The sequence below is a fragment of the Hungatella sp. genome, assembly GCF_046966825.1.
In genome coordinates, this window is sequence record NZ_JBKVCZ010000035.1 from 17,321 (window position 1) to 40,781 (window position 23,461).

Here is a 23,461-nt window from a genome sequence, read left to right on the forward strand (position 1 = left end):
ATGAATGGACAGAGCGGTTCCGCAATCCTGCAGGAAGCCGCTCTGTTTTTCATATTGACATACCGGCTGTGATCGGGTAATATGAAAGAGTTCCGCAGGAAGTTCTTTCCTGTGTGAAAATGATTCTTTATCTCTTAGTGGTCTCCACGAAAAACTCCATTGTATTGTATTACGAAAGAGAATAAATAAGAAAGCTGGTGATGCGGTTGTAATCGTATTTTCTTGAAGTTACCTGTTGATTAAAGTATAATAGAAGAAAGGAAGAAATATGGGAGATATTGCATACCAGAATAAGGATGTAACCGCTAAGGTTATGGCGGAGGCGCTTAAGGGAAAATCACTGGCTCCCTTTGGAATTCACCAGTTAAAAATCGTAGATATTCTGCCTACGAATTTACCGGTGATCGAAAGCAATGAGCTGCGGCTTGACAATTTATTTCTGCTGAGTGACGGCTCGATCGGGATCATGGATTATGAATCAGCCTATAACCAGGAAAATTTTGTGAAATACATAAATTATATCGCGAGAGTGATAAAGCGTTATGCAATAAACCATGAGCTGGATCGTATCAAACAGATAAAAATGATCGTTATCTACACGGCAGATGTGGACCATGCGGAAGCGGTTTATGATCTGGGAGGCATTGTGCTGAAGATTGAACCCACCTTTTTGGTGGAAGCAGACACAAAGGCGCAGTACGACAGGATCAGGCAGCGGATAGATGCAGGAGAACGTTTGACCGACGAGGAATTAATGGAGCTGATGATACTGCCGCTAACCGTAAAGGGAAAGAAGGAAAAACAGCCGGTGATCATCTCGGCAGTAGAACTGGCGAAGAGAATTGCAGACCGAAAACAGGCTCTGGAAGCGCTTGCAGGTATTTTGACGTTTTCTGACAAGCTGATAGACGAAGCCTATAAAAGGCAGATTAAGGAGGAAATGCGGATGACACAGATCGGACAGATGCTGATTGATGAGGGAATGGAAAAAGGAATGGAAAAAGGAATGGAAAAAGGAATTCAGGCATTGATTGAGGATAACAGAGAAGACGGTGTTTCAGAAGAAAGAATCGTCGAAAAGCTGCAGAAACGCTTTTCCATGGACAGAGGGAAAGCAGAAGCATATTTACAACGTTTTACACGATCTTAGAATCAGGAACAGACTTATGTATCCCCCCGGTCTCGACAGACCCGGGGGGAATTTTTGTGCATTAGTGTGTGTTTGAAAATTCATTCCTGTCATACGGAATGGTAACGATGACGCTGTTCTTCAAATAAGGAATACTGACAAAGGATATATTGGCTTCTGTGCCGTAGCACGCCATGAGTCTGCGATAAATATTGTTCAGACCAAAGTGATCTCTGCCTTCCGGCTGTTCCTCGGTCAGACAGGCTGTGGCTTTTGGGATATCAATCCCTTTCCCGTTGTCGGACACCTCGATGACCATGTGGGTGTGAGTCTGATCTAAGGTGATGGATATTGTGATCTGCGGTGCAACAGGCCATGTCTCCGGACTCATGTTTCCAAATCCGTGCTTTAAGCAGTTCTCAGCAAGCGGCTGAAGAAGTACCTTCATAATTTTGCAGTTTTTCAGATGCGAATCGATCTGACAGGTAAAATGAACGCCCTCCCTGGAATGACGGTTCATGATCTCCATGTAGGAGGTAACGTGTTCTGCCTCCTTTTCGGCAGAAATGAAGGTTTGCCCCACACTTAGCGTGATCCGCAGATAGCGTCCCAGGCTTTCCAGCATACTTCCCGCCGTATCGGAGTGTCCGTTTAATATTTGAAAATGAATACATTCCAGTGTATTATACAGAAAGTGCGGATTGATCTGTTCCGACATCATCTGAATCTCCGCCCTGGCTTTTTTCTGTTCCTCTTCTTTAATCTGCAGTAACTGGAGCTGAATCGTATCATACATCTGGTTCAATTGTTTTCCCAACAGGCTGATCTCATCAGAGCGGGGAAATACGACCTTTGTCTGGTAGGAACGGCGGTTGATTTGAGCAATGATATCTCCCAGCGTTTTAATATCCCTTGTCAGGAAATGGGACAGGCCGAATGCCAGCAGGGCTGCTGCGGCAGAACAGAACAGCCATACCATAAAAAAGAAAGACCGGAATTCCTGAATATCGCCGGTGAGTGCGGATTTTCGGCTGATATGGACTACCTTAAGATCACAAAAACGGATAGCAGCCGTTGAAACCACCAGCTCGTCCCGGTCTATGGCCAGATGCTCTCCGCGGAGATTATCCGTCTGTGCTACCAATGCTTCCAGACTGGTCCCAAAGGCATCGGGATACGTCTCTTCCTGTATATCCAGGGGAATTCCACTGGAGTCGGCCAGATACATGCAGTAAGTATAGCCGTTGGACATCTGGTCAAAGTATGACCGGATCTGTCCCGTATCCATCAAAATAATGACCCGCGCCTTATATTTGCCTTCTGTATCGCGGTATGCAAAGGTGCCGGTTCCCCTGCTGTAGGAGACCGGATAGGAGACGGGGATAGCGCCTCCCTGCCGGAACAGTAAATTCTGACGGGTTGGAAATACGGTAATAAGAGGATATTCCCAGATGTTTTCTGTAAAAAGCGTTTCAAAGCTGCCGCCGAATCCGAGAGAATAGGGACTGAAAAGAAAGCCATTTTCTCCGCAGATCAGAATGTTGTTGACCTGGGCATGGTTTTGGAAGAAGGAAGCCATCTCATCGGAAGCCGCCTGATAATAACCGGAGTAACCGTCGAAGCTGTTATTGGCAATATCGGCAATCATATCGGGAAACGGCTTTCTTACCAGAAGATTGTTCGTAGCGGCGGAGAGGGACTGAAACTGGGAGGAAAGTACGGCTCCGGCAGTTTCCACCGATTGTTCTGCTTTTTTCAGAACCTCCCTGGTGTTTCGCTTGTAAAAATAGGAGTAGGACAGCTGACTGATCAGCAGCAGGGCTGCCGTGGTGATGGCGATCATGCCGATCAGCAGCTTGTACCGAAATTTTAGATTAGAAAACCAGTTTTTCATAGTCAGCGCCTTCCTTCTCCGGTATACTGCTTCTGATAATCGGAAGGCGTCAGGCCGGTACGTGTTTTAAATGCGCGGCTGAAAGACCGGTAATCCTCGTATCCGAGAAGGATTGCCACATCGCCTGCTGTAATATCAGGATGTTTTAACTGCTCCTGGGCGTAGCTGATTTTTAAATCCAGCAGATAATCTCGGAAATTTAAAGAGGTCTTATTTTTAAAATACGTGCTGAAGTAGCTTTTGCTTAATCCCAGATAACTGCAGACCTCCTCCGTATGCGGATTCTTAAGCAGATTGGCATGGAGGTAGGCGATGGCCTTTTCAATCAGAGGCTCGTTCTTGGTGGCCCGGCTGACGGCGAGTTCGTTGGCAAAACCGTTTAAAATCTCACACATCCAGCTCCTGACCTCTTCCAGGGAAGAGAGATTCGACAGCGCGGCATAGGAGTTGCCGGTAAAGCTGATCGGGGGGCCGCCCAGATAATCAGCCAGCTGGCTTTGAATTGTAATGATGATATAATTGCACATACTGTAGAGATAAGAGGGCGGCGGTAGCGGGGCGGTGATAAGGCTGTCAAAATAAGAGGTAAACTGCAGCCGGATGTCCTTCGGATCATTTCTTAAAACTGCCTGAAGGATATCATCGCCGGGCATGATGACCGGCGGCGGAAGGCAGTTTGTCACTTCTGGTTCTATGACAAGACCGGCTTCCGGATAGATATGCCATGTGATGGCCTGTCGGGCATTCTGGTAAGAGGCGGGAATTTCGGACAGTGATGGTACCGGTTTTCCGATGGCCGCCGCCAGATTATCCCCTCGCCAGGAGGCCAGGCAGCGGTTCAGCAGTTTTGAAAGAGACTCCTGCGTGTGATGATGAAAAGGCAGATTGACAACGAGAATCAGTCCATCCGGTGGATATTCGGAGATGAGAACGGGACTGTCAGCCAGTTCATTCTCCAGGATTTTCTTTAATGCAACGAGACTTTGATTCAGCTCCACATTCTCATCCGGATCGAAGCGGGTTCGGAACGTCTGGATCAGTACCACACAGGATTGTGTGTTCCGGATGAGCAGTCCGTATTGAGAAGAAATACTTCCCAGCTCTTCCTCTGCCAGCTCCCCTCTTAACAGCTGGGGAATCAGGTTCTGCCTGTGAAGCGATACTTCGGCTTTCCTCAATTTGTGAAGTGTTGACAATTGATCGGTATGAAGATTTCTTTTATCCACAATAGATTCTTTCAGCTTACAGATCAGATTGGTCAGTTCCTTTATGGAGATCGGTTTCAGAAGATAATCTTCAATGCCGTACCGGATGGCAGTTCTTGCGTACTCAAAATCATCGTAACCGCTTAAGATGATGAAGGAGCACTCAAACTGTTCCTCCCTGGCCCGGCGGACAAGCTCCAGCCCGTTCATTCCAGGCATCTGAATGTCGGTGATTACAATATTCGGTTCATAATAACGTATCTTGTCAAGCGCTTCTGCACCGCTTGCAGCTGTCCCGATGACAGTGACAGAATAATCTTCCCAGGGAATGATGCTGCGAAGTCCGGTACGGATCTCGGCTTCGTCATCCACGATGAGAAGGGTGATAGCTGATAACGAATTCATAGGATTCTCCTCAAAACAAGGTTGAAATTTTAAAGCAAGGCCATTATAGCATTGTGAATAATGGAAAGCAATAAATTGACGTGAGATTTGTACAGTTCGAAAAAAATGCCGCATAGACAGTAAAAAATGCCATGTGAGTCATGGAAAATATGCAGTAATATGTGAGCACAGACAAACAAAAACAGTACAAAACGAACAGATTACAAAGCAAACGGAAAGGGAGTAAAAACTATGAGAAAAGGAAAGAAGATAGCGGCGCTGAGTCTGGCGGGATTAATGGCTGTTTCAGCTCTTACGGCATGCTCACAGGGGGAAACGAAAGAGAATACAGCAGATCTTACATCTGGAGCCTTGGCGGCAGAGGGGACCGGGGCAAATGAGGCAGGAAGCAGTGCGGCTTCCGGAGACCGAGTTAAGATCACTGTATGGACAGAGAATCGCCATGACCTGGATTATATGAATAAGATAGTCGAGGAGTTCAACAACACGAATGACCATATTGAGATTGAGTATGTGGTACAGACGGAAAATTACGTGAATTTACTGAGTATGGCCGCCAATTCCGGGCAGTCACCTGATATATTTACTCAGGTGAACATCACGGATTTTAAGAATTTCGTAGATAACGGAATCGTTCAGCCCATCAATGATTTTATAACCGATGAATTCAGAACGATCAATGAAGTAGATGACCACCTATACGAAGGGGCCAATGTGATGGGGGATGAGATCTACTGGGTTCCATGCGGGAAGAGAAGCGGTTCCAGATTTATTTACAACAAGGAAATATTTGACGGACTGGGCCTTGAAATTCCCAAATCTATCGGCGAGCTTCCTGAACTGGTTAAGAAGATCACAGAGGCGGGAAACGGAGAGTACTATGGAATCATATTCCCCGGTATGAGCGGTCCGTTCGAGCGCTGGCTGGAACACTCTGCGGAGATGAGCGGTGTCACACCCTACGACTATAAGACGGGGACCTTTGATTTTACTGGCTTTAAGCCATGGCTGGAAGTGACCCGCCAGATGTTTGAGGATAACAGTGTCTTCCCCGGATCGGCCTCCATGAAGATTGATCCGGCCCGTGTTCAGTTCTCCGAGGGGCATGCGGCAATCCACGCAAATGCTTCCCAGGAAGCAACCGTGCTGACGGAGCAGTTTCCGGCACAGATTGAATGGGCGGTAGCAGACCTTCCCACATTAAACGGCAGGATCGAAGGCTGCGAATATGCCAACCCCAATACCGGCTGGCTGATGAGCGCGTTTACGGAGCATCCGCAGGAGGCATGGGAGGTAATCGAATACTTTGGATCAGAGGAAGTTTTAAAGGGATACTTTGAGAACGGCTATTCTCTTCCGATTTCTCAGTATATGGACGAAAAAATCGATAAATCCAAGATCGGCCGCATGGCAGACTTTACCGGCGCAGATTATGAAGCGGTACTTCCGGTAGCACCGTCGGTAACACCGGAGGGAGAGAATTACCGCGATGCGTTGTGGAATGCTTGTCTGCAGGGCGGTCCAGACATCGATGAGACGATTGATAATTTAAATAAGACGTATAACGCTGCTCTCGATAAAGAAGTGAAGATGGGTAAGACAAAACGGCTCGTGATTAAGGATTACGATCCTCTTCATCCGGGAGACGGAACCATAGAGTATCTGGACAATTAATAAAAACTCAGTAAATTGAAAGGAGCCGGCTGCTGCAAATAGACTGTTGCAGCAGCCGGTTTCCATTTGGAAGGAGTAAAGGTTATGAATACGAAAAAATCATTCGGACAGCGGATGAAAAAGAGCTGGCAAAAAGGTGACATTACCATGTGGATTATGCTGCTTCCGACCATCTTTTTTATTCTGGTCATGTCCGTGTATCCATTTCTCTGGCTGATCCGGTACGTGTTTTATGATTATAACGGATTCAAGGCATATTTTGTCGGTCTGGACAATTTTAAACGGGTGCTTACGGATAAGATATACTGGAACAGCGTCCTGCATACCTTTGAATACGCGGTTATGAAGCTGCTGTTTGTAATTCCCCTTTCCCTGGTGACCGCCGTTCTGCTTCAGAGAAAACGGTTTGGGAGCGGGTTGTTTCAGGGAATATTTTTCCTGCCTACAGTCATCAGTTCTGCGGTATACAGCCTGATCTGGTACTTCATATTTGCCACCTACAACGGGGTGCTAAACGGTTATCTCCAGGCAGCGGGCGTTATTGGTGCCCCTGTTGACTGGCTCGGAAGTTCCAGGACCGCCATGGCAGCGGTGGTCATCGTGGCTATCTGGGGTGCCTTCGGCAACTATATGATACTGTTGATCTCGGGATTGACCGGAATTCCTGCGGATGTCTATGAGAGTGCCCAGATCGATGGGGCAAATGGAGTGCAGACCTTCTTCCGTATCACGCTTCCCATGCTGGGGCCCGTGCTGAAGGTGGTCATTATGCTGGCTATCACCACGGCATTTAAGGATTACCAGTCCATTCTGGTACTTACTGGCGGCGGCCCCAATAACCGTACCCACGTGATGTTCTCTTACATATTTGAAATGGTATTCGGGACTTCCGGCAAGGCCTCTCAGCTCCAGATCGGCTATGGTTCTGTTTTGAGCATTATTTCGGCCGTAATCGTGGGCCTCATTACGATTGTTTACTTAAAATTCAGCAAAAAGATGGATGAAATATCATAGAAGGGGAGAGCGGTGATGGCAAGAGAAAAAACAATTCATGCAGTGGAATCCAAAAAGACGAAAATGATCAATGCGGTGATTTTCATTCTGTTGTTGATTCTGGCCGTTTTAACGGTCTATCCGGTGGTTTATATTATTCTTGGATCTTTTAAGACCAACAGCGAGCTTGTAAGCGGCGGGTTAAATATTCTTCCTGAGAAATTCGTTCTTGATAACTACATTCAGGCGTGGAATATGGGGAATTTTTCCCGGTATACCGTGAACAGCCTCGTATTGAGCTTCGGTGTCATGTTCGTCTCTCTGGCAGTCAGCAGTATGGCGGGATACGTATTTTCAAGGCGGGAATTTCGTTTCAAAAGCCTGATCTACAATGCGATGGTCATGTTTATGTTTATTAATGTGGGCAGTGCTTCCCTGCGTCCGCTGTTTGAACTGGCAGTTAAGCTGAATATGAATAAATCCATGCTTTCCATAATCCTGATTTCGGCAGGAGGTGGTCAGGCCACCTATGTGTTCCTGATCCACGGTTTTATGAACAGCGTGCCGAAGGAACTGGACGAAGCGGCCAAAATGGACGGCTGCAGCTTCTTCGGTATCTACAGCCGGGTTATTCTTCCGGTATTAAAGCCGGCGCTGGCCAGTGTTGCGCTGCTGTCCTTCCGCGGAGGCTGGAATGAATATATTCTGCCTTTGATTTTTACCATGACCAATGAAAAACTGCGGCCTTTGACGGTAGGTGTCGTAGCTCTTCAGAATGCAGGAGACGGCGCGGCGGCATGGAACATTCTGTTTGCTGGATCGGCCATAGCAGTGATACCGATCATTCTGGTATATCTGTTTGCCAGCAGACAGTTCATGGGTGGTATGACCGCCGGAGCGGTGAAGGGATAAGCTAGTACAGCGTTGCATAAATTCCTAAGTAATAGCACCTGACGCAGATATCAGGCGCTATTACTCAGGAATTTATGCAATGCTGTACCAGGGCGTGATCGAGAGGAAAAGAGGAGAGAAAACATGAAATATCAGTTAAATGAATATGGCTTTATTACAAATTATCTGGTGAGCGGGAGAAAAGAGACGGACTTCTCCAGCAGTGCGGCGGATAAAAATCAGCTTGCCTGTGAAAAAATGATGCGGTCCGAGGCAGCGGATCACGATCCGGTTATGCCGGCTGGCCCCGTCGTTCTGGGGGCTTTGAGCGCCCTGGGACTGCCATGGGAGTACGAGTACACGTATGGAAGCTGGTTTGTGGACCGGTCTTCCTTCTATCCGCTGCTGACCAGGGTGGAGCTTCACGCTGCTACGATACTGAATGCCCGGGAGGAGATGGAGGCGGAGGTCTGGCTCTGGAGCTACGCTGCGGTGGATCTCTGGGTGAATGGGGTGTTTATAGGGGGGATTGAGACTCCCGTATACAAACCCATCAGCCGGAAGATCATGAAGCTGCCTTTAAAAAAGGGGGACAATACCATCTATATCAGGCTGGTGAACTTAGGCGTCCGGGACACGAGAACCCTGTTTGGAATCCAGATTCCGGGGCAGGAAAGGGAAATGCTTTCAGTGACTCTGCCGGATGCAGAGAAGGCCGCGCTCTGTTCGCAGGCAGCAGACTGGCTGTCAGGAATCATGATCAGAGAAAAAACAATGGTATTTCCCGCTCCGGCGCCGGAAGGAAGCCGCCTGATCTACGATGCCAGGCCGGTGGATTTTACGGAGTACCGTAACCGTTATTCCGGGATAACGCTGAGGGGAGAGACAGAGCTGGCTCTGGCACCGGATAAGCCCTATCTGAAGATTGTGGTTACCGTATCGGACCAGACCCTGTCAAGAAGCTTTGAACGACAGGAGCTGCTGACCATTCAAAAGGGAGAAAACGCAGACCCGGAAGAAAACAAAAGGCGCGTCTTTGAGAGAATTGCCGGTGTGAAACAGATTCCAAGGGGAGATTCGGAAAGCTTTTCCATGTATCCGATTCTGGCACGTTTCGCCTCAGGCAGAGTGGACCCGGAAGATGAGCGGGAGATATATAAGTCTTTTGACCAGATCGAAAGCAGACGGGACTGTTCAGACTTTCTTACCTGCGCCATGGTCCGTTTTATGAAGCTGTATCCCATGAATGAAGCCATGGCAGCACGGTGCAAAGAAGTCATGATAAACTACCGCTACTGGATGGATGAGGAGGGCAGTGACGGCATGTGCTTCTGGAGTGAGAATCATTCTCTGATGTTTTTTGTCAGCGCTTATGTGGCAGGTGACATTTATCCGGAGGAATTATTTATCCGTTCCGGAAAGACCGGACGGGAGATGAAGGAGACTGCGCGGCAGAGGATCCGTGACTGGATGGTTCAGACAGAAAGAGAGGGCTACGATGAATTCCACAGCGGCGGCTACACCCCTATCACCTTTGCCGCTATTTTAAATGTGGTTGATTTTTGTGACGGGGAGTTGTCGGCTCTTGCGTGGAAGGCGGCGGACCGGCTATTAAAGGATCTGGCAGTCCAGACCTTTCAGGGAGTCTCCATTTCACCTATGGGACGGGTATACCGGGAGGCGCTGTACCCTTATAAGCAGGATATTCAGTGTCTGATTAATTTAATAGATCCGGAGGCGCCGGACCAGTTCAGTGAGTGGATCATCTTCCTGGCTACCAGCAAGTACCGGCTGCCGGAGGGGCTTAAGGAGGTGATGTACAGCCCGGCGTCTCTCGTCTATGAGGAGAGCAATGCCAGAATCTGTGTGGAAAAACAGGAGGATTACATGCTGACCTCCGTGGAGTCTCCAAGACGCGACGGCAGGGTGCGGAAATGGGAAAATATAAGTGAACAGCCGGAGGCCGATACAGGAAGCTTCTCGTATGTGAAATCATTAAACGAATGTTTTCACGGAACAACCCAGTTTGAGCCCGGTGTATACGGCTATCAGCAGCACATGTGGTATGCCGCTCTCGATCCGGCGGCGGTGGTGTTTGTAAACCATCCGGGTGGAAGCTGTGAAAGCTGTACCACAAGGCCTGGGTACTGGTTTGGCAACGGAATTATGCCGGCTTTAAAACAGGTAAAAGAGGTTCTCTGTGCGATTTACCGGATTCCGGAGACCCATCCGATTCCATTTACCCATGTATATTGGCCATCCTCCAGATTTTCATATGAAATAATAGAAGAGACGTGGCTGGCCGGCAGCGCCGGCGGCGGATACGTGGCACTTTGGTGCAGCGACCCGTTTACGGCTTATGATGACCTGATGTTTCACTGCGAATACAGGGTAAAAAGCAGGGATGCTGCTTACGTCTGTATCTGCGGAAGCCGGAAAGATTATGGAAGTCTGGAAGAATTTCTGCTGGCATGCAAAGAGAGGAAGCCTGCTTATGACAGAGAGAAGGGAAGGTTAAGGGCAGGGAATGAAGAGATTACTTATAAAAAATATGAAAATATGACCCAGTATATTTAAAAACAGAAGATCAGTATTCCGATGCCTGCCGGTTTTTGCTGTACAGGCACCGAAATACTGATCTTCTTTCTGGTATTCTTTTTCTGCGATTCTAGATGGCAACCGGAATCTTATCCGTAAACGTATGGTATTGATAATTCTCCAGCCGGAAATGGTCTTTCGTAAACTGATAGAAATCCTGTACTTCCCGGTCCATAAGGAACGTCGGCGCCTCATAAGGCACTTTTTCAATCATTTCCTTAACAATCGGCACATGTCTGTCGTAAATATGGGCGTCTGCGATGACATGGACCAGTTCTCCAGCCTCTAAGCCGCTGACCTGGGCGAACATGTGAAGCAGAACCGCGTACTGGGTGACATTCCAGTTGTTTGCGGTCAGCATGTCCTGGGAGCGCTGGTTTAAAATCCCGTTCAGCACATTCCCGGATACGTTGAATGTCATGCTGTAGGCGCAGGGATAGAGATTCATCTCGTGAAGATCCTGATGATTATACAGGCTGGTAATGATCCGGCGGCTTAGTGGGTTGTGCTTCAGATCATAGAGAACCCGGTCCACCTGATCGAACTCGCCCTCTTTGTATTTATGCTTAATTCCCAGCTGGTAGCCGTATGCCTTTCCGATGCTTCCGTTCTCATCGGCCCAGGAGTCCCAGATGTGGCTGCTTAAGTCGTGAATGTTGCTGGATTTTTTCTGCCAGATCCAAAGTAGCTCACCGATTGCGGATTTAAACGCGGTCCGGCGGAGCGTCAGGATGGGAAACTCCTTTGACAGATCGTAACGGTTGATGATGCCGAATTTCTTTATGGTATGGGCGGGAGCGCCATCCTCCCAGACCGGACGCACCTCGCTGTCCGTATCCCATACGCCGTTTGATAAGATTTCTCTGCAATTCTGTATGAATAAAGTATCTGCGTAACTCATGATATTCCTCCATGATCCTGTAAGTAATTCAGTAACCGGCGGCAGGGGGCGTATATTCTTATAATCCGCCTGCGGCCGTTTCAATTATAACAGATAGCGCTCGATTCGAACAGGTATCTCATGAAAATAATCAGAGTCCTGTTTGTAACGTGTGATAATTTTTTCACGCACCGTTTTTCATATTGACATACCGGCTGCGATCGGGTAATATGAAAGCGTTCCGCGGGGAGTTCTTTCCTGTGCGAAAATGATTCTTTATCTCTTAGTGGTCTCCACGAAAAACTCCATTGTATTGTATTACGAAAGAGAATAAATAAGAAAGCTGGTGATGCGGTTGTAATCGTATTTTCTTGAAGTTACCTGTTGATTAAAGTATAATAGAAGAAAGGAAGAAATATGGGAGATATTGCATACCAGAATAAGGATGTAACCGCTAAGGTTATGGCGGAGGCGCTTAAGGGAAAATCACTGGCTCCCTTTGGAATTCACCAGTTAAAAATCGTAGATATTCTGCCTACGAATTTACCGGTGATCGAAAGCAATGAGCTGCGGCTTGACAATTTATTTCTGCTGAGTGACGGCTCGATCGGGATCATGGATTATGAATCAGCCTATAACCAGGAAAATTTTGTGAAATACATAAATTATATCGCGAGAGTGATAAAGCGTTATGCAATAAACCATGAGCTGGATCGTATCAAACAGATAAAAATGATCGTTATCTACACGGCAGATGTGGACCATGCGGAAGCGGTTTATGATCTGGGAGGCATTGTGCTGAAGATTGAACCCACCTTTTTGGTGGAAGCAGACACAAAGGCGCAGTACGACAGGATCAGGCAGCGGATAGATGCAGGAGAACGTTTGACCGACGAGGAATTAATGGAGCTGATGATACTGCCGCTAACCGTAAAGGGAAAGAAGGAAAAACAGCCGGTGATCATCTCGGCAGTAGAACTGGCGAAGAGAATTGCAGACCGAAAACAGGCTCTGGAAGCGCTTGCAGGTATTTTGACGTTTTCTGACAAGCTGATAGACGAAGCCTATAAAAGGCAGATTAAGGAGGAAATGCGGATGACACAGATCGGACAGATGCTGATTGATGAGGGCATGGAGAAAGGAATGAAGAAAGGAATCGAGAAAGGAATCGAGAAAGGAATGGAAAAAGGAATTCAGGCATTGATTGAGGATAACAGAGAAGATGGTGTTTCAGAAGAAAGAATCATCGAAAAGCTGCAGAAACGTTTTTCCATGGACAGAGGGAAAGCGGAATCGTATTTGGAGCGCTTTACACAGAAGTAGAATGAACCGATGATTTACATGTAAAACCGGGGCTTGAGGGACCCGGTTTTATTTTGGCTTAGACGGACGCCAATTGGAAAATGAGTTTTACGAACCATCGAAAATAATTTGCAAAAAAGAAATATTTGTATATAATGATGTTTAGAAACAGGACAGGAGGATACTACATGAAAGCGATTGTTGCGGTAGACGAAGCGTGGGGGATCGGGAAAGACGGAAAATTATTGACCCATCTCCCCGAAGATATGAAATTTTTCAGAACGGTTACAAAAGGGAAAGTGGTCGTTATGGGCAGAAAAACGCTGCAGAGCTTTCCGGATGCGAAGCCATTAAAAAACAGGATTAATATCGTTCTGACATCGGACGATGCCATAAACGGCGAGGGACTCATCGTCTGCCGCAGTGTGGATGATGCCTTAAATCAGCTGAAGGAGTATGACAGTGACGATGTCTATATTATTGGCGGTCAGAGCATCTATGAGCAGTTTCTTCCATATTGTGATACCGCGTATGTGACCAGGATGAAACGGGATTTCGGTGCTGACACCTGGTTTGTGAATCTCGACAGTCAGGAAGGCTGGGAAGAGACGGAAACAGGGGAAGAGAAAGAGTACGAGGGGCTGCATTTTGCTTTCTGTACTTACAAAAACAGGAATTGCCTGAATCGATAAAATCAGACCAGGACGGAGGACAAAAGAATGTTAAACTGCGAGAGAACAAGTGTAATGAATTTTGAAAATGCCATCCGGGGCGCGAGAAATCCCATGAACAGCTGGGGGCGTATGGACAGTGGCTACGACGAAGACGGTAATTTTGTGCTGGGACCCAATGACAGGAGCCTGGCCATACGGTTAAGAAATGCAGGCAGTGACCACCGCAAATACATCCGGCAGATTTTCGTATCCGTGGATATCACCGCACCGCTGTACTGGTGGAAGGAGTACGATACCTATAAAGTTGCCACCGTGGCAAACTCTACCAGCACGATGCACAAGATTCACAGCAAACCGTTTTCCATAGATGATTTCAGCCACGACCACATGACTCCGGAGACCCTGGAATTCATGAATCAGATGGTGGAGTATTTAGAGAAGGTGCGGAACCGCTATCTGGAGACGAAGAGCAAGGAAGACTGGTACGATATGATCCAACTGCTCCCGTCCAGCTACAACCAGATGAGGACGTGTACCATGAACTATGAATCCTTAATTAATATGTACTTTGCGAGAAGAAACCACAAGCTTGCCGAGTGGCACACCTTCTGCGACTGGATCATGACGCTTCCTTATGCAAAGGAGCTGATAGCGGCGGAAGAAGACGAAGAAGCATGATCCGCTTCGCGGAAAAACAGGAAAAGAGGTTATCATGAACATATTAGTAACCGTTGACAAAAACTGGGCGATCGGAAACCAGGGCCAGCTCCTGGTCTCCATCCCGGAGGACCAGCGCCTTTTGCGGGAGGAGACTCAGGGGGGAATCATCGTGATGGGACGAAAAACCTTTGAGACCCTTCCGGGAAAGCAGCCGCTGTACGGCCGAATCAACGTGATTCTGTCAAAAGACCGGAATTACCAGGTAAAAGGCGCGGTCGTCTGCCACTCTCTGGAAGAGACTCTTGAATTTTTGAAGCAGTACTCCCAGGCCTCCGTATTCATCATCGGCGGCAGCAGTATCTATGATCAATTCCTGCCTTACTGTGACACCGTCCACGCAACCTTTATCGATTACGAATACAGCGCCGATACCCATTTTCCCGACTTAGACAAGTCCGGGGAGTGGAGCCTTACCGCTGAGAGTGATGAGCATACCTACTTTAATTTGTGCTACAGTTTCCGGATGTACCAGAAGAAATGAGCCAAGCCAGGCCGCAGGAACTGCAGTAAGTTTATCCTTTATTTTTAAGAATTCATATTGTCAGGTTGGAAATTAGATGGTAAGATGATAAGAGTACCATTTCTCCTGATTGTTGGGGAAGGCTATCAGGAAAGGCGTACAGGTATAATTCACCAAAAGAATTAGGAGGATGAAGATGTATAAGATTTTAAAAGCAGAGAAATTAGCTGACAAGATCTATCTGATGGACGTAGAAGCGCCCAGGATTGCTAAAGCCTGCCAGCCGGGAGAATTTGTAATTGTCAGGATGGACGAGAGGGGAGAACGTATTCCTCTCACAATCTGTGACTATGATAGAGAAAAGGGAACAGTCACCATCGTGTTCCAGATCGTCGGAGCCAGCACAGAGAGAATGGCTGGTTTAAAGACGGGAGATTCCTTCATCGATGTCGTGGGACCTCTGGGTAATCCGTCGGAGTTCGTTCATGACGACTTGGAAGAAGTGAAAAACAGAAAGTATTTATTCGTAGCCGGAGGCGTTGGAACTGCTCCGGTATATCCACAGGTAAAATGGTTAAAAGAACACGGTGTTTCCGTTGATGTCATTATGGGTTCTAAAACAAAGGATTTACTGATTCTGGAAGACGAGATGCGGACGGTAGCCGGCAATTTGTACGTCACCACAGACGACGGTTCCTATGAGAGAAAAGGCATGGTTACAGAAGTGATTAAGGATCTGGTTGTAAACCAGGGCAAGAAGTACGATGTCTGCGTAGCCATCGGACCGATGATCATGATGAAATTCACCTGCCTGATGACAAAGGAACTGGGTATTCCGACAATCGTAAGCTTAAATCCGGTTATGGTGGATGGAACAGGCATGTGCGGTGCCTGCCGTGTATCCGTGGGCGGAGAAGTGAAGTTCGCCTGCGTAGATGGACCTGAATTTGACGGCCATCTCGTGAATTTCGACGAGGCGATGAAGAGACAGCAGATGTATAAGACGGAAGAAGGCCGTGCGCTGTTAAGACTTCATGAGGGTGCGACCCATCATGGCGGATGCGGCCATTGTGGAGGTGACGAGTAATGGATATGATGAAGAAAGTGCCTGTCAGAGAGCAGGATCCGAAGGTCAGAGCGACAAATTTCGAAGAGGTTTGTCTTGGATATAATGAAGAAGAGGCGAGAGCGGAAGCCAGCCGCTGTTTAAAGTGCAAGAATCCGAAGTGCGTGGGCGGATGTCCCGTTTCCATCGACATTCCGGGCTTTATCAAGGAGGTTCAGGAAGGGAACTACGAGGAGGCCGCAAAGGTAATCGCAAAATCCTCTGCGCTTCCGGCGGTCTGCGGCCGTGTGTGCCCGCAGGAGAGCCAGTGTGAAGGCCAGTGTATCCGCGGAATTAAGGGCGAGCCGATCTCCATCGGTAAGCTGGAGCGTTTCGTTGCAGACTGGTCCAGAGAGAATGGCTTCGTTCCGGCGGCTCCGGAGAAGACCAACGGCAGGAAGGTAGCCGTGATCGGTTCCGGCCCCTCCGGCGTAACATGTGCAGGCGATTTGGCGAAGATGGGATACGAGGTGACGATTTTCGAAGCCCTCCACGAGCCGGGCGGCGTACTGACATACGGTATTCCGGAATTCCGTCTCCCGAAGGAAGGCGTTGTACAGCCGGAGATCGATAACGTGAGAAAGTTAGGCGTTAAGATCGAGACAGACGTCATCATCGGCAAATCGGTGACCATTGACGAGCTGCTGGATGAAGAAGGCTTCGAGGCCGTATTCATCGGTTCCGGCGCTGGACTTCCGATGTTCATGGGAATTCCTGGTGAGAACGCCAACGGCGTATTCTCAGCCAATGAGTATTTAACGAGAAGCAATTTAATGAAAGCGTTCCGTGATGATTACGATACGCCGATCGTTGCAGGTAAGAAGGTAGCGGTTGTCGGCGGCGGAAACGTGGCGATGGATGCCGCGAGAACGGCTCTTCGTCTCGGCGCAGATGTACATATTGTATACAGAAGAAGCGAGGCAGAGCTTCCGGCCAGAGCGGAGGAAGTACACCACGCGAAGGAAGAGGGAATCATCTTTAATCTCCTGACAAATCCGATTGAGATTCTCACCGATGACAACGGATGGGTGAATGGCATGAAGTGTATCAAGATGGAACTGGGGGAACCGGATGCTTCCGGCAGAAGAAGACCGGTTGCCATTGAAGGCTCCGAATTTGTCATCGAAGTGGACACGGTTATCATGTCTCTCGGAACTTCACCGAACCCGCTGATCTCCGCCACTACCAGGGGTCTCGAAACTAACCGCAGAAAATGTATTGTAGCGGAAGAGTCAAACGGTAAGACTACAAAGGAAGGCGTATACGCAGGCGGCGACGCCGTTACGGGTGCTGCCACAGTAATTCTTGCCATGGAGGCGGGACGCGCAGGAGCGAGAGGAATCCACGAATACTTATCCGGACAGGGTGAATAAGAAGTATTACAATAAGAAATGCAGATAGAAGTATCATAACAGGATGCAGAGGGGCTGCCAGTAAGGCAGCCCTTCCTGATGATATATCGTTTCGTTTGAGGTGTATATGAGTAAGAAGATAGATTTGCTGCATGGCCATATTTTTACGTCTCTGACGGGACTGGCCCTGCCGATTATGGCGACGGCGCTGGTCCAGACGGCATACAGCCTGACGGATATGGCGTGGATTGGCCTGGTGGGGTCTCCCGCAGTGGCGGCAGTGGGCGCGGCCAGCATGTATACATGGCTTTCCCAGGGAGTTGTGGCGCTGGCCAAGATGGGAGGCCAGGTAAAGGTGGCCCATTCTCTCGGCAGCGGGAGACCGGAGGAGGCCGCTAAGTATGCGGCGGGAGCGATTCAGATGGGCGTTCTGTTTGCCCTGGTATTTGCCGCTGTTACGGTGTTCGGAGCCCGTCCGCTCATCGGATTTTTCGGTTTAAGTGACGGCGCCATTATTCACAATGCCCAGGTGTATCTGAAGATTACCTGCGGCCTGATATTATTTTCCTTTTTAAATGCGATAATTACCGGAATTCTGACGGCGATGGGGGACAGCAAAACCCCGTTTATCGCCAATGTTATCGGGCTTATCATGAATATGATACTCGATCCGGTTTTAATATTCGGTGTCGGACCGTTTCCCGTAATGGGTGTCGCCGGTGCGGCGGTGGCCACGGTCACGGCCCAGATGATTGTAACGATTGTATTTCTTGTGGTAGTGAAAAAGGACAGACTGGTGTTCGATAAGGTCCGTTTCCTGGAACGGATCCCCAGGGATTATTTCCGGGTGATGGTCCGCATCGGCCTTCCGGCTGCGGTCCAGAATCTGATCTATACCAGCATTTCCATGGTTCTGACCAGATTCGTGGCAGGCTTCGGCGACGCGGCCGTGGCGGTGCAGAGAGTGGGAAGCCAGATCGAATCCATCTCCTGGATGACGGCGGATGGGTTTGCGGCGGCCATCAATTCCTTTATCGGCCAGAACTACGGAGGACGCCAGTACCGACGGGTGAAGAAAGGCTATATGACGGCCATCGGCGTCATGTTCGTATGGGGGCTTTTCTGTTCGGGCGTGCTGATCGGATTTCCGAGGCAGATCTTCGGACTGTTTATCCATGAGGCAGATATTATTCCCATGGGCATCAGCTATCTCGTCGTCCTCGGTTTCTCACAGATGTTCATGTGTGTGGAGCTGACGACGGTCGGCGCGCTGTCCGGTCTTGGGAAGACGCTGCTCTGTTCCGTTATAAGCGTTGTGTTTACCTCGGCAAGAATACCGCTCGCCATGATTTTAAGCAGCACGCCGCTGGCGCTTGACGGTATCTGGTGGGCCTATACGATTTCCAGCGTGATCAAGGGAATCCTGTTCTTTATCTGTTTTCTGTATGTATCCGGGAAGCTTCCGGAGGATGGCGCGCAGGCGTCATGGTAAGTTTAGAAGGGGGAGTTTGCAAATGAAGAAACCGATGACACAGGAAGAACGCTTTGTACAGATGATCGAAACGCCGGTTTCCACACTGATTCCGCGGCTGGCGGTTCCAACGATTATCAGCATGCTGGTGACCGCCATCTATAATATGGCAGATACCTTTTTCGTCAGCCAGATCGGAACCAGCGCATCCGGTGCGGTGGGCGTCATGTTCTCCGCCATGGCCATGATACAGGCGATCGGCTTTACGCTGGGAATGGGGAGCGGGAATTACATTTCGCGTTCGCTGGGGGACAGAAACGGCGGGGAAGCGGAAAAATCGGCGGCGACCGCATTTTTTACGGCCCTGATCATCGGCGCCCTGATCTCGGTTTTCGGACTCATGTGCCTGCGGCCGCTCGTATTTCTTTTAGGGGCTACGGAAACCATCGCTCCATACGCCATGGACTATGGCAAATATATTCTGATTGCCGCCCCCTTCATGATGTCTTCCTTTGTTATGAACAATATTCTGCGCGCCCAGGGAAATGCCATGTATTCCATGATCGGTATTACCACAGGCGGTGTCCTGAATATGATTCTCGATCCTATTCTGATCTTCGGTTTTGATATGGGGATTGCAGGAGCGGCCATTGCGACGATGATGAGTCAGATGATCAGCTTCGGAATCCTGTTTTACCAGTGTAATTTCAGAGAAGGAAGCATTCGGATGAGGCTGTCCAAATTTACGCCTACCGGGAAAATGTACGGAGAGATTCTGCACGCAGGGCTTCCCTCCTTCTGCCGCCAGGGACTGGCCAGCGTGGCGACGGTGATCCTAAACTTTGCGGCCGGACCATTCGGCGATTCCGCTATTGCGGCCATGTCGATTGTCTCCAGGTTTATGATGTTTATTAACTCGGCGCTGATCGGCTTCGGCCAGGGCTTTCAGCCGGTATGCGGTTTTAATTTCGGGGCAAAGCGGTACGACCGTGTGCTGGAGGCGTTCTGGTTCTGCGTAAAGGTGGCGATTACGATGCTGACCTGTTTCGGCATCATCGCATTTGCGATCAGCCGTCCGATCATTACCGCATTCCGCCGGGAAGATTTAGAGGTGATCCGGATCGGTACGCTTGCGCTGCGGCTGCAGATCCTGACGCTGCCGCTTCAGGCGTGGGTGATCATGGTGAACATGCTGACCCAGTCCATCGGATACGGGTTCCGCGCTTCGCTGGTAGCCATGGGACGCCAGGGGCTGTTCCTGATTCCCTCGCTCCTTATTCTGCCGAACATCTGCGGCATACTGGGCGTACAGCTGGCCCAGCCGGTGGCCGATGTCTTTACCTTTGCGCTGGCGACCTTTATCGTGGTGAGAGTGCTGGAGGAATTGAAAACCATGCGGGAGGGGCAGAAAATGAGCGAAAAGGCCGGGAGGCCGGACTCCCATGCCGGAGCACAGCCGTTTTAGAGGCCATGTTCTGCGTGATTATAAAAAAATCATAAAAAATATAAAAAAGGGTTGAATTTTACCTATGGTTTCGGTTAACATAAGAGATAGAGTATTTCTACATAAAATTCCAGATGAAAATAGAGCGAAGGACCAGCGATGAATATAAAAATACAGTTAAGAAGCAATCATTTTCGGAAGTGGCTGAGGAGACTCGGCTGCAGCCTGTTAATCGGAAGTATGCTATGTACACAGACAGTTCCCGCGTGGGCCACATCCAAGGCGGAAAAAGAGAAGAAAGAGGCTCAGCAGAAGCTGGATGACGCCAAGAAGAAGGCGGAAGCGGCAGAAGCCAACAAAAAAGCCGCCAACGCCCAGGTGTCAAAGCTGACCTCGGACTTAACGGCGCTTCTTACCGATATTCAGTTCCTCGAGACGGATATCGCCAACAAGGAAGCCGACATCAAGCAGGCGGAAATCGATTACGAGGCAGCTAAAAAAGAAGAAGAAAAGCAGTATGCTGCTATGAAAAAGCGGATTCAGTATATGTATGAGAAGGGCGATACGGAGTACCTTGATATCTTTCTTCAGGTAAAGAGTATGGCGGATCTGTTAAACAAAGCGGAGTATGTGGAGAGTATCTATTCCTATGACCGGAAGATGCTGGATACGTATCAGGAGACAAAGCAGCAGGTGGCTGACAACAAGGCGCAGCTGGAGAATGACAAGGCCGAGATGGAGGTAATGGAGCTGGAGCTTCAGGGCCAGAAATCCCAGTTGGAGACGACGATTGCTAAAAAGAAGAAGGAAGTCAGCAATTTTGACTCCCAGTTAGCCCAGGCAAAGAGTGACGCGGCAGCCTATGCCAAGACCGTAGAGAAGAAGAACCAGGAGATTCAGAAGGCGAAAGAGGAAGAGGCCAGAAAGAAGAGGGAGGCCGAGGAAGCAAGAAAGAAAGCGGAAGCGGAAGCAGCAAAGAAAAAGAGTTCGGCTACGAGTACTTCGAAGAAGACATCGGCTAACGACAAGTACACCGGCCCGGCTGCGGTAAAGAGCAGCGGCGGATCGGCAGAAGGTCGCGCGGTAGCGGATTATGGTCTTCAGTTTGTGGGTAATCCCTACGTTTACGGAGGGACAAGCTTAACGAACGGAGCTGACTGTTCCGGTTTCGTGCAGCAGGTATACAAGCATTTCGGCTACTCACTTCCGAGAAGCTCTTCGGAGCAGCGTTCCGCGGGACGTGAGGTCTCTTATTCGGAGGCGCAGCCCGGTGATTTAATCTGCTACGCCGGCCATGTCGCGATCTATATCGGAAACGGACAGATTGTTCACGCCAGTACGCCTACAACTGGTATTAAGGTAGGTACGGCTACATACAGGACGATTTTATCGGTCAGAAGAATCGTATAAGGTGAGATTATAAAATTATGAAACGGCAGAACGACTGGTACACGGGGATCAACCATTACGACAACTATGTGGAGAAGGAGATCGGGATCGAGCGCAGAATCATCGACGGGCCCACCGATCCGTATCTCCACGAGCGTGTGGAGATATTCTATGTGTTGTCCGGAAAGGGCGCCATATCGGTAAACGGATATGCCTACGATGCGGTGCCGGGCAGTCTGTTCTGCATGTATTCCCACCACTTCCACCATGTGGAAGCGGTGGAGGAAAAGCTCGATGTGGCGGTGATCCGGTTCCACATCGGGCTTTTTATGTATATGAGCTGGGAAAAGCACCCGAAGCACGCCAATGCCAGGCTGGTATACGATACGAAGCCCATGGTGAGACTTTCCGGGGAAGAGGAGGAAGAGGTGGAGGCGCTGGTGCGCAGCCTTCTTCGTGAGGCAAAGGAAGCGCGTTTTGAGCGGCTTAACATGATCGAGTACAAGACGCTCGAGCTGCACGCCTATTACTGCCGGTATGCCTATGAGGAAATCGGTAAGGCGTCCCGGAAGGAACGGACGGTATGGAGCATCATCGAGAAAGTGATTCTGGCAACGGGAGAGGATATCACGCTGGAGGACATGACTGAGGAGGGGATAAGCCCTGAGACGATGAACCGGAGGATCAAGGAAGCCTGCGGATTCACATTTTTCCAGCTCAGGCAGTTTGGAAAGGTGATCAATGCCTGCGCGCTGCTGCATTTTCCGGAATTGTCCATGGAGTATATCGGCGATCAGCTGAATTTCTCTTCTGCCGCGGCATTTTACAAGGTGTTCAAACAGTACTGCGGGGTGACTCCGCGGGAGTATCAGATGGAGTATATCGGAACCATGGTTCCGGGAAGCGGCGCCGGTTCGGCAATGCAGTTTCTTCAGTATATCCATATCCATTTTTTCGAGGATATACGGCTGGAGGATTTATGTGAGAAGTTCTGTATGAAGCCGTATACGGTGAAGCAGATCTTTAGGCAGGTCTTTGGAAATCCCTTTGAAGAGCTGCTGGCCCAGGTCCGCGTCTCCTATGCCTGTTCGTTTCTGCGGACAGGGGACAGGACGGTTCTGGAAATCGCCTCTCTGTGCGGTTTTAACTCACAGTCTACCTTTCAGCGGCATTTTAAACGGTGGATGAACCAGACGCCGGAGGAGTACCGGGAAGTGATGAGAGAAAAGCCTGACAAAAAATGATAATAAAACTTTATAATGTGAATATAAGGAGAAGCCCTTCTTTGCTATAATGAAAGTATCATGTTCAATATGCGAAGGAGGTTTTTTCTATGTATGACAGATTATTTTCTCCGATTCAGATCAGGGGTCTGGAGCTGAAAAACAGGGTGGTCCTGCCTGCAATGGGAACCCGTATGGCGGGGGAAAAGGGGGAGATCACTCCGAGGCTTGTGGCCTATCACGCGGCCAGAGCGGCCGGCGGCTGCGGCTTAAACATCGTGGAGGTGGCTGCGGTACATACGCCCAGCGCTCCCGCACACTTTGTATCCATCAGTGACGACAGCCTGATCGGGGGGCATAAGAAGCTGACGGATGCCATCCACCAGAACGGCGGAAAGGCGGCGATTCAGCTGTGGCAGGGCTCAATCGCCACGACGTTTGACCCCAGGGCAGAAATGCTGGTGGTTAATGATATGGAGTTTGCGGGTAAGAAGCTTAAGGCTATTACAACAGACAGGATACAGGAAATTGTGGAGTGTTACGGAAAGGCCGCGGCGCGCTGTGTCGAGGCTGGATACGACTGTCTGGAATTCCACTGCGCGCACAATTATCTGCCCCATTCCTTCTTAAGCGGAGGCTTAAACCACAGGAC

General features: G+C 49.2%; 18 protein-coding genes and 1 pseudogene. 16 read left to right on the plus strand and 3 right to left on the minus strand.

Annotated features, from left to right (window positions below; genetic code table 11):
- The first annotated feature begins 268 nt into the window (after window positions 1–268).
- Window positions 269–1,150 carry a hypothetical protein gene (locus tag ACLTD4_RS13065; RefSeq protein WP_320995765.1) on the plus strand — a complete coding sequence of 294 codons (882 nt, stop codon included), beginning with the start codon at window positions 269–271 and terminating at the stop codon, window positions 1,148–1,150.
- Window positions 1,151–1,211: 61 nt separating this feature from the next.
- Here ACLTD4_RS13065 and ACLTD4_RS13070 read toward each other — a convergent pair whose 3' ends face one another.
- The gene (locus ACLTD4_RS13070; protein WP_117624527.1) at window positions 1,212–3,023 is read right to left on the minus strand and encodes a sensor histidine kinase; all 1,812 of its coding nucleotides are present in this window, start codon (window positions 3,021–3,023) and stop codon (window positions 1,212–1,214) included.
- Window positions 3,024–3,025: 2 nt separating this feature from the next.
- Window positions 3,026–4,633, minus strand: coding sequence for a response regulator (locus ACLTD4_RS13075; protein ID WP_181988697.1), 1,608 nt, complete (start codon window positions 4,631–4,633; stop codon window positions 3,026–3,028).
- A 231-nt stretch (window positions 4,634–4,864) separates the two neighbouring features.
- Here ACLTD4_RS13075 and ACLTD4_RS13080 point away from each other — a divergent pair, with 231 nt between their 5' ends.
- The 4 genes from ACLTD4_RS13080 (at window position 4,865) to ACLTD4_RS13095 (ending at window position 10,768) form a co-directional block, all read left to right on the plus strand.
- Window positions 4,865–6,307 (plus strand): ABC transporter substrate-binding protein, encoded by a 1,443-nt coding sequence (locus ACLTD4_RS13080; protein WP_117624529.1) that lies wholly within the window; start codon window positions 4,865–4,867, stop codon window positions 6,305–6,307.
- An 84-nt stretch (window positions 6,308–6,391) separates the two neighbouring features.
- Window positions 6,392–7,321 carry a carbohydrate ABC transporter permease gene (locus ACLTD4_RS13085; protein ID WP_002602823.1) on the plus strand — a complete coding sequence of 310 codons (930 nt, stop codon included), beginning with the start codon at window positions 6,392–6,394 and terminating at the stop codon, window positions 7,319–7,321.
- Between the two features lie 15 nt (window positions 7,322–7,336).
- Window positions 7,337–8,212: a carbohydrate ABC transporter permease gene (locus tag ACLTD4_RS13090; RefSeq protein WP_055660400.1), complete on the plus strand. Its 876-nt coding sequence runs from the start codon at window positions 7,337–7,339 to the stop codon at window positions 8,210–8,212.
- Window positions 8,213–8,335: 123 nt separating this feature from the next.
- Complete coding sequence (locus ACLTD4_RS13095) at window positions 8,336–10,768, plus strand: hypothetical protein (RefSeq protein ID WP_117624530.1); 2,433 nt, start codon at window positions 8,336–8,338, stop codon at window positions 10,766–10,768.
- A 91-nt stretch (window positions 10,769–10,859) separates the two neighbouring features.
- Here the strand turns inward: ACLTD4_RS13095 and thyA are convergent, their stop codons facing one another.
- Window positions 10,860–11,690 carry a thymidylate synthase gene (gene thyA, locus ACLTD4_RS13100; RefSeq protein ID WP_117624531.1) on the minus strand — a complete coding sequence of 277 codons (831 nt, stop codon included), beginning with the start codon at window positions 11,688–11,690 and terminating at the stop codon, window positions 10,860–10,862.
- A 396-nt stretch (window positions 11,691–12,086) separates the two neighbouring features.
- Between thyA and ACLTD4_RS13105 the strand changes: the two genes are divergently transcribed.
- The 11 genes and pseudogenes from ACLTD4_RS13105 to ACLTD4_RS13155 form a co-directional block, all read left to right on the plus strand.
- Complete coding sequence (locus tag ACLTD4_RS13105) at window positions 12,087–12,992, plus strand: hypothetical protein (RefSeq protein WP_270468117.1); 906 nt, start codon at window positions 12,087–12,089, stop codon at window positions 12,990–12,992.
- Window positions 12,993–13,159: 167 nt separating this feature from the next.
- A complete protein-coding gene (locus ACLTD4_RS13110) occupies window positions 13,160–13,663 on the plus strand; it encodes a dihydrofolate reductase (protein ID WP_117623440.1) in 504 nt (167 codons plus the stop codon).
- A gap of 27 nt (window positions 13,664–13,690) precedes the next feature.
- The gene (locus ACLTD4_RS13115; protein WP_117623439.1) at window positions 13,691–14,323 is read left to right on the plus strand and encodes a hypothetical protein; all 633 of its coding nucleotides are present in this window, start codon (window positions 13,691–13,693) and stop codon (window positions 14,321–14,323) included.
- Between the two features lie 34 nt (window positions 14,324–14,357).
- A complete protein-coding gene (locus ACLTD4_RS13120) occupies window positions 14,358–14,846 on the plus strand; it encodes a dihydrofolate reductase (protein ID WP_002602834.1) in 489 nt (162 codons plus the stop codon).
- A gap of 175 nt (window positions 14,847–15,021) precedes the next feature.
- Entirely contained in the window at window positions 15,022–15,912 is an 891-nt protein-coding gene (locus ACLTD4_RS13125; protein ID WP_002602835.1) for a sulfide/dihydroorotate dehydrogenase-like FAD/NAD-binding protein, read from the plus strand.
- Window positions 15,912–17,303, plus strand: coding sequence for an NADPH-dependent glutamate synthase (gene gltA / locus ACLTD4_RS13130; protein WP_117623438.1), 1,392 nt, complete (start codon window positions 15,912–15,914; stop codon window positions 17,301–17,303). The genes ACLTD4_RS13125 and gltA overlap by 1 nt, the downstream gene beginning before the upstream one ends.
- 106 nt (window positions 17,304–17,409) lie before the next feature.
- The gene (locus ACLTD4_RS13135) at window positions 17,410–18,774 is read left to right on the plus strand and encodes an MATE family efflux transporter (RefSeq protein WP_117623437.1); all 1,365 of its coding nucleotides are present in this window, start codon (window positions 17,410–17,412) and stop codon (window positions 18,772–18,774) included.
- A 22-nt stretch (window positions 18,775–18,796) separates the two neighbouring features.
- Window positions 18,797–20,218, plus strand: coding sequence for an MATE family efflux transporter (locus ACLTD4_RS13140; RefSeq protein WP_181988675.1), 1,422 nt, complete (start codon window positions 18,797–18,799; stop codon window positions 20,216–20,218).
- A 138-nt stretch (window positions 20,219–20,356) separates the two neighbouring features.
- Window positions 20,357–21,607: an NlpC/P60 family protein gene (locus ACLTD4_RS13145; protein WP_055660417.1), complete on the plus strand. Its 1,251-nt coding sequence runs from the start codon at window positions 20,357–20,359 to the stop codon at window positions 21,605–21,607.
- 17 nt (window positions 21,608–21,624) lie between these two features.
- Window positions 21,625–22,830, plus strand: coding sequence for a helix-turn-helix transcriptional regulator (locus tag ACLTD4_RS13150; protein ID WP_117623436.1), 1,206 nt, complete (start codon window positions 21,625–21,627; stop codon window positions 22,828–22,830).
- A gap of 89 nt (window positions 22,831–22,919) precedes the next feature.
- A pseudogene (locus ACLTD4_RS13155) lies at window positions 22,920–23,461 on the plus strand (NADH oxidase); the annotation flags it as partial.

Excerpts from the sequence above, each read along its gene's own strand:
- ACLTD4_RS13085 (WP_002602823.1), top strand. The coding sequence starts at position 6,392 with ATGAATACGAAAAAATCATTCGGACAGCGGATGAAAAAGAGCTGGCAA.
- ACLTD4_RS13065 (WP_320995765.1), top strand. The coding sequence starts at position 269 with ATGGGAGATATTGCATACCAGAATAAGGATGTAACCGCTAAGGTTATG.
- gltA (WP_117623438.1), top strand. The coding sequence starts at position 15,912 with ATGGATATGATGAAGAAAGTGCCTGTCAGAGAGCAGGATCCGAAGGTC.
- ACLTD4_RS13080 (WP_117624529.1), top strand. The coding sequence starts at position 4,865 with ATGAGAAAAGGAAAGAAGATAGCGGCGCTGAGTCTGGCGGGATTAATG.
- ACLTD4_RS13135 (WP_117623437.1), top strand. The coding sequence starts at position 17,410 with ATGAGTAAGAAGATAGATTTGCTGCATGGCCATATTTTTACGTCTCTG.
- ACLTD4_RS13070 (WP_117624527.1), bottom strand. The coding sequence starts at position 3,023 with ATGAAAAACTGGTTTTCTAATCTAAAATTTCGGTACAAGCTGCTGATC.
- ACLTD4_RS13115 (WP_117623439.1), top strand. The coding sequence starts at position 13,691 with ATGTTAAACTGCGAGAGAACAAGTGTAATGAATTTTGAAAATGCCATC.
- ACLTD4_RS13125 (WP_002602835.1), top strand. The coding sequence starts at position 15,022 with ATGTATAAGATTTTAAAAGCAGAGAAATTAGCTGACAAGATCTATCTG.
- ACLTD4_RS13105 (WP_270468117.1), top strand. The coding sequence starts at position 12,087 with ATGGGAGATATTGCATACCAGAATAAGGATGTAACCGCTAAGGTTATG.
- ACLTD4_RS13110 (WP_117623440.1), top strand. The coding sequence starts at position 13,160 with ATGAAAGCGATTGTTGCGGTAGACGAAGCGTGGGGGATCGGGAAAGAC.
- ACLTD4_RS13095 (WP_117624530.1), top strand. The coding sequence starts at position 8,336 with ATGAAATATCAGTTAAATGAATATGGCTTTATTACAAATTATCTGGTG.
- thyA (WP_117624531.1), bottom strand. The coding sequence starts at position 11,690 with ATGAGTTACGCAGATACTTTATTCATACAGAATTGCAGAGAAATCTTA.
- ACLTD4_RS13120 (WP_002602834.1), top strand. The coding sequence starts at position 14,358 with ATGAACATATTAGTAACCGTTGACAAAAACTGGGCGATCGGAAACCAG.
- ACLTD4_RS13090 (WP_055660400.1), top strand. The coding sequence starts at position 7,337 with ATGGCAAGAGAAAAAACAATTCATGCAGTGGAATCCAAAAAGACGAAA.
- ACLTD4_RS13150 (WP_117623436.1), top strand. The coding sequence starts at position 21,625 with ATGAAACGGCAGAACGACTGGTACACGGGGATCAACCATTACGACAAC.
- ACLTD4_RS13145 (WP_055660417.1), top strand. The coding sequence starts at position 20,357 with ATGAATATAAAAATACAGTTAAGAAGCAATCATTTTCGGAAGTGGCTG.
- ACLTD4_RS13140 (WP_181988675.1), top strand. The coding sequence starts at position 18,797 with ATGAAGAAACCGATGACACAGGAAGAACGCTTTGTACAGATGATCGAA.
- ACLTD4_RS13075 (WP_181988697.1), bottom strand. The coding sequence starts at position 4,633 with ATGAATTCGTTATCAGCTATCACCCTTCTCATCGTGGATGACGAAGCC.